The following is a 6,541-nucleotide window of genomic DNA, read 5'->3' as shown; positions in this document are numbered from 1 at the left end:
TCCAACAAATAAATCATCCTTGCTTTGATGCGATCGCACCTAACAAGGCTCTTTTAGCCCGCGCAGGCGGGCTTTGTCCGTGTAGCCCCACCCTTCAGGGTGCGGGTTTTTTGAAGGTTTTATTTTTTGGAGTTCCCTAAATTGCTCTTATGGACAGGCGATCGCTCTCGCGCGGCTACAGAAAATAACGATTTGGGGTCATTAAATTTATCACCTTGACAGGGCTAGTTCTCAAAATCTGCGTAAGTCCTGTCTAGATTGAAGGAGTTGACTTGTGGTCGGGTGTCGGTTTTGTCCGGGTAAACTAGAGATTGAGGAGTGTTGCCGATCGCCTCGCGGGAGGGGGTTGGCAGGCAAGCAAAAGATTCAGGGTGTGAGGGGCGAGACTTACCAATTCCCGGTTCTTTCCTGGATGCTGTACAAATGCTACGGTTTATGACCCGTTTCGGGCTCATTTAGGAGGGATAGCCGGATCAAGGTTAGTCACGAATCGACGTTCATGCATTATTCCCAGGAGTTGGAAAATGTCGTCGTTTGGATATTTTCGCCTAAAACCCCGGCCCGAACATATTCGGGCTGTACTTGAAGCGTTGAAGCAACAAGATGCGATCGCCCCACAAGAGTTGGCTAAATTGTCTGGATTGACCTTAACTCAGGTCAAATGTGCGCTGAGTGAATTAGAACTCAGAGCAAAAATCAAAATTCTCCGTCGCGATTCTACCCCCCGGGTCCGCGTTACCTTGGCGAAGCGATGGGAAGGCAACAGTCCGGAGTTCAAAACTTGTTAGTGTATTTCGCGATTGTTAGGAGTCTTGATTAAATATTGAAGTTTTAGACCCCTAGCCTATCCAATAGCATATCCCAGACAAGGCGGCGTCGGGATTTCCCTAATCTTGGCGTTGCCTCTTTTTTATTTGCGTTCTCAAGGGGGGTTTAAAGTTAGTGTTCCAGATAGCAATGGAATCTGATTTTATGGCTATACGGAATCTGGTTCTAAAAGGTCTATAAAAACCCACACCCTCAAGGGTGGGGCTACACAGACGAAGCCCGCCTGCGCGGGCTGAAGAGAAAACGAAGTTTTGACAAGCGGATTTGGTGGCTACAACTTATTTTTCCTAAAGATGTCTATTTTTTGTCTTTTTTAGGGTTTCCATACCATGAAAGAAAATTTCCTCAACTTTATGATGGGTTTCTCAAGCGCACATCTTTTGAGAAAAGTCAAACAACAGATTCCCCCGTCTTTCAAGCGAAAAGTAAAACTTACTCAGCGATCCACTTCTGATTTGCTCTCGGGTTACCTAGGTAAATTTGTTCAATTCTCCCCATTGTCTCCAGAAAAAGTAGAATTATTTGAATGTCAAATAACCACTTGCCAAATTATTACCAAAAATAGCTATTTAAACAATAAAAAGCATAATTTAGCGACAGCGATCGCCTGCATTGAAAATATCCCCATCCAGCCGGGTCAAATCTTTTCATTTTGGCATTTAGTCGGAGAACCCAGCCCACAAAAGGGCTACCTAGAAAGTCGGGCGATCGTCAACAATCAACTGAAATCTGAGATTGGTGGCGGTTTATGTCAGATACCCGGACTCCTGTATGTTTTAATCCTCAAAGCGGGTTTAAACGCCTTAGAACGCCATCCCCATTCCCAAGATATCTACACTGAAGCAACCCGTTTCGCCCCTTTGGGTTCCGATGCTACAGTGGTTTATGGATATAAAGACTTTCGATTTCAAAATACCTTATCCGTTCCCCTATGTTTCCGCTTCACCCTCCTGGAGGAAGGGATTATCGCTGAACTCTGTTCCCCTCAACCCCTGGAAGAATTCAGCATAGACTTTAAAGTAGAACAATTACCGGGGGGGATTAAGCAAGTAGAAACCCTCCGCTATTCTCAAGTTACCGATTCTCTGGAAAAAATCACAACAACGATTTATCCCACCTTGGACCCTGATGCGGCTCTGTTGTAAGTTTATCGTATCAAATTAGGAAGGCGATCGCTTTCCTAAACCCGCTATTTTGCTCCAATTTTTGGGATAATCTATCACAGCGTAGCCCGAAACCCTATCTGACATACACCCAGGTTTAAGCCATGTCAACTTCTGCGGAAAAACTTCAGACCTTTATCACCTACTGTCAGCAACATATCAAAGGCGACGAGAAGGGAGAGGCACAAGTCTTTTTGGACCGTTTCTTTCGGGCATTTGGTCATGAAGGTGCATTAGAAGCAGGTGCCAGTTATGAGGAACGAGTTAAAAAAGGTAGCAAAATTGGCAAAACTGACTTTGCTGATTTGGTCTGGAAACCTCGGGTTTTGATTGAGATGAAAAAACGCGGGGAAAAGCTTCAAAAACATTATTCCCAAGCGTTTGATTATTGGACTCGGTTAGTTCCCGATCGCCCCCGCCATGTCATCCTCTGTAACTTTGATGAGTTTTGGATTTTTGACTTTGATATCCAACTCGATACTCCTATCGATATCATCAGTTTACAACAATTACCGGAACGCGCCGGGGCGTTCACCTTCATGGAATTGGAGAACCGAACGCCGGTTTTTAATAACAATCAAGTCGAAGTCACCGAACGCGCCGCCCGACGCTTAGGAGAGTTATTTGTAGAACTCAAAAAAACTGGAACCCGTCGGGGATTTACTGAATCAGTCGCGCAACGATTTATTCTGCAATGTGTGTTAGCCATGTTTGCAAAAGACCGAGGACTTTTACCCCGAGATTTATTTATTTCCTCTGTGCAAGACTGTTTTAATGGGGCCAGTTCTTATGGCATCATCGGTGGCTTATTCCGAGAAATGAATACACCGGGAATCACTGGCGCAGGACGATATAAAGGAGTTGATTATTTTAATGGTGGATTGTTTTCGGTCATTCATACCATTGACTTAACTCGGGAAGAGTTGCAATTTCTGGATGTGTCAGCGCGGGAAGATTGGAGTCAAGTTAGACCCGCCATTTTTGGCAATATTTTCGAGGGTTCTGTGAATGTAACTGAACGTCATACTTACGGCATTCACTACACTTCAGAAGCGGATATTATGAAGATTGTCCGTCCGACCATTAGCCGATATTGGGAGGACCGAATCGAAGCAGCTACCACCATTCCCGAACTGAATGGCTTACAAATGGAATTGCAAAGCTATCGCGTTCTTGACCCGGCTTGTGGTTCTGGTAATTTTCTCTATATTGCTTATCAAGAATTGAAGCGCATCGAACAGCTTTTATTAGAAAAAATAGCCAGCCGTCGCAAGTCTCCTCGGGAACAATTAGAAATCGGCTTTGTCACGCCGTTACAGTTTTATGGCATGGATACCAATCCTTTTGCGGTGGAGTTGGCAAGAGTCACCCTTGCGATCGCCCGCAAGGTGGCGATCGATAAATTCGGATTGACTGAAGACCCTTTACCCCTGGATACTTTAGATAAAAATATCACTTGCCAAGATGCTTTATTTAACCAATGGCCGAAAGTTAAAGCAATTATTGGAAATCCACCGTTTTTAGGCGGTAAACAGTTAAAAATCAACCTCGGTGATGACTATATTAATCGGGTTTTTGCTCGCTTTCCAGATGTTAAAGATTCCGTCGATTTCTGTGCGTACTGGTTCCGGTTAGCCCATGATTGTATAGAGGATAACGGTAGGGCCGGATTAGTTGCCACCAACTCAGTAAGTCAGGGCAAAAGCCGGGTGGCAACGTTAGACTATATTACCCAAAATGGCGGTTACATTCACGAAGCTATTTCTTCTCAACCCTGGTCCGGTGAGGCAAATGTTCACGTGAGTCTGGTTAACTGGGCCAAAGAAGAACCCAATCAATATTATTTAGATAATAGCCTAGTTTCTTCTATTAATTCGTCGTTAACCTCTACCATTGATGTTTCTCAAGCCAGCAAGTTAAAAGCAAATAAAAATAATTGTTTTCAAGGGGTCATTTCTCTTGGAAAAGGATTTTTTGTAACAGAAGAAAAAGTCAAAGAATGGATAGAGGCAGACTCCAAAAACAAAGATGTTATTAAACCGTTTTTAGATGCTTATGATCTGACCAGAAAAAATCATAGTTCACCCAACCGTTGGATTGTTGATTTTAAGGATATGACGCTTGAATATGCCAGCAATTATACGCTACCATTTGAACATATTCAAGCAGCCGTTAAGCCCGAACGAGATAAGAATAGAGATGCTAATTCGAGAACTTACTGGTGGAGATTTCTACGCCATCGCCCCGAAATGAGAAATGCTATCGCCTCTTTATCTGTCTATTTTAGCGTTCCCCGTCATTCCAAATGGTTTATTTTCGTACCAGCAGAATCGAGTTGGTTACCCGGTGATTCCACAACGGTTGTCGCCTCTGATGATTTCTACATTTTGGGAATTTTAACCTCTCAGATACATCGGATCTGGGTTAAGGCTCAAAGTTCAACCCTGAAAAGTGATACTCGCTACACTCACAACACCTGCTTTGAAACCTTCCCCTTCCCTCAAAACCCTGATAGCAAGCAGGTGACTTCCATTCGTGAAATCACCCAAAAACTCCATGACTATCGCACCCAACAAATGGAATCGAAACAATGGGGAATCACTCAACTGTATAACAAATTCTTTGACGAACCCACCAGTCAATTATCTAAACTCCATGCAGAACTCGATAAACAGGTGATGCAAGCCTATCGCTTCAAACCCACCGATGATATTTTAGAGAAATTGTTGCAATTGAATGGAGAACTCGCGGAAAAAGAAGCCCGAGGCGAGTTTGTTTTAGGTCCCCAAGCACCGTAAATCTAGGTCAAAATCATGGTACAATAACACACCATTCGCCCAGGATACCGCAGGATCATTCACCTTTATGAACCCCCAAACTAGACCGATCGCTGTAGATTTATTTGCCGGTGCAGGCGGGATGACCCTGGGTTTTGAACAGGCGGGTTTTGACGTGCTTGCAGCAGTAGAAATCGACCCGATCCATTGTGCCACCCATGAATATAATTTTCCCCAATGGAAAGTCTTGTGCAGAAGTGTGGTAGAGGTAACTGGGGAAGAGATTAGAACCCAGTCGGAAATTGGCAGCCGCGAGATTGATGTGGTTTGTGGAGGTCCCCCCTGTCAAGGTTTTTCCCTGATGGGTAAACGCGCTTTGGATGATCCGCGCAATTCCCTGGTGTTTCACTTCATCCGCATCATTACCGAACTGCAACCGAAGTATTTCGTTATGGAAAATGTTCGGGGATTAACCATCGGTCCCCATAAGCAGCTTTTAGATGAAGTTATCGATAAATTTCACCACTGCGGTTATCAGGTTCTGACTCCCTATCAAGTTCTTAACTCGGCTTATTATGGTGTCCCCCAAAATCGAGAACGTCTCTTTTTAATTGGATGTCGTGAGGGATTGTCGTTACCTAACTATCCCACCCCCATTACCAATCCTCCAGGATGCAAATTACCCCAGTTATCGAATCTGCCTGCAACGCCGACGGTTTGGGAGGCAATTCAAGATTTGCCGAGGATAGAAAAATATGCTGAATTGCGCGATCGCGACTGGATCTCCTATACATACCCCTCCGCAAGTGCTTACGGAATTCAAATGCAGGGAAGTTCTGAACAGTCTCACAATTGCGCTTATCCCCGGAAATGGGATAGAAATATTCTCACTGGCAACCATCGCACTCAGCATACCCAAAAGGCGATCGATCGCTTCAAAGATACCCTACCTGGAAAATATGAACCCGTCAGTCGCTTCCACAAGCTAAATCCCCAGGGATTATGTAATACATTAAGAGCCGGAACTCCCAGTAATCGAGGGGCTTATACTTCCCCTCGTCCCATTCATCCGGTTGAACCCCGTTGTATTACAGTTCGAGAGGCGGCGCGTCTGCACTCTTATCCCGATTGGTTTCGCTTCCATGTCACGAAATGGCATGGATTCCGCCAAATTGGGAATTCTGTTCCCCCCCTCTTAGCGCAAGCAGTTGCCGCAGAGATGATCCGGGTGTTAGGGATAGCACCGATTTCGCCCTCGGTCCCGATGCTGCTGGAAAATCCAGAGTTGCTAAAACTGCCGATGTCTGCTGCGGCAGCCCAGTATCACGTTGATCCGCACACCATCGAACCGCGATCGCGCCGGACCTCAAGCTCTCAAGCCTCGGTATAATCGAAAGCTCTAGGGCGTCGGTTCAGTACCCGGGCTTGACAACACCGAACCAATGTGTATCTACCGACTTGATTCAACTACAGTGCGGCCTGTTGTATTGGTAAAACCTCATTCACTCGAGCAATGACATGAAGATTATGGACAACAGCCACTCGTCTGAGATCAAAGAGGTTTTTGCGCTGTCCAATATAACGGGCGCGTTTGTCCTGCCACTGTCCGACATGAGCCAGAGAGTGTTCTACAGAAGTTCTCTCCCTCAGTTGTGCGCGACCGTCTGAGGTAGATTGACGCCTCCGCAATTCCTGCATCAATCCTTCATCGGGATGGATAGATATGCGGAGGCCATTCTTACTCGTAGTACAGCGTTCTCTCAGGGGACAAGC

Annotated in this window: 5 protein-coding genes; 4 read left to right on the top strand and 1 reads right to left on the bottom strand. The window is 45.3% G+C overall.

Annotated elements, in window-relative coordinates; all coding sequences use genetic code 11:
• Positions 1-524 precede the first annotated feature (524 nt).
• From NG833_RS29195 to NG833_RS29180, 4 genes are all read left to right on the top strand, one after another.
• Positions 525-788 carry a hypothetical protein gene (locus NG833_RS29195; protein ID WP_254568774.1) on the top strand — a complete coding sequence of 88 codons (264 nt, stop codon included), beginning with the start codon at positions 525-527 and terminating at the stop codon, positions 786-788.
• 537 nt (positions 789-1,325) lie between these two features.
• Positions 1,326-1,973, top strand: coding sequence for a VanW family protein (locus NG833_RS29190; RefSeq protein ID WP_254568773.1), 648 nt, complete (start codon positions 1,326-1,328; stop codon positions 1,971-1,973).
• A gap of 122 nt (positions 1,974-2,095) precedes the next feature.
• On the top strand, positions 2,096-4,789 hold the full coding sequence (locus NG833_RS29185; RefSeq protein ID WP_254568772.1) for a DNA methyltransferase: 2,694 nt from the start codon (positions 2,096-2,098) through the stop codon (positions 4,787-4,789).
• 67 nt (positions 4,790-4,856) lie between these two features.
• Complete coding sequence (locus NG833_RS29180) at positions 4,857-6,158, top strand: DNA cytosine methyltransferase (RefSeq protein ID WP_254568771.1); 1,302 nt, start codon at positions 4,857-4,859, stop codon at positions 6,156-6,158.
• Positions 6,159-6,235: 77 nt separating this feature from the next.
• Here the strand turns inward: NG833_RS29180 and NG833_RS29175 are convergent.
• The coding region (locus NG833_RS29175) for a transposase (protein ID WP_254568770.1) at positions 6,236-6,541 on the bottom strand (306 nt) is incomplete at its 5' end.

Source organism: Oscillatoria sp. HE19RPO, assembly GCF_024220515.1.
Taxonomy (GTDB): domain Bacteria; phylum Cyanobacteriota; class Cyanobacteriia; order Cyanobacteriales; family Laspinemataceae; genus Laspinema.
Note: the sequence above shows the minus strand (reverse complement) of the source record. Positions and strands in the feature narration are given on the sequence as shown.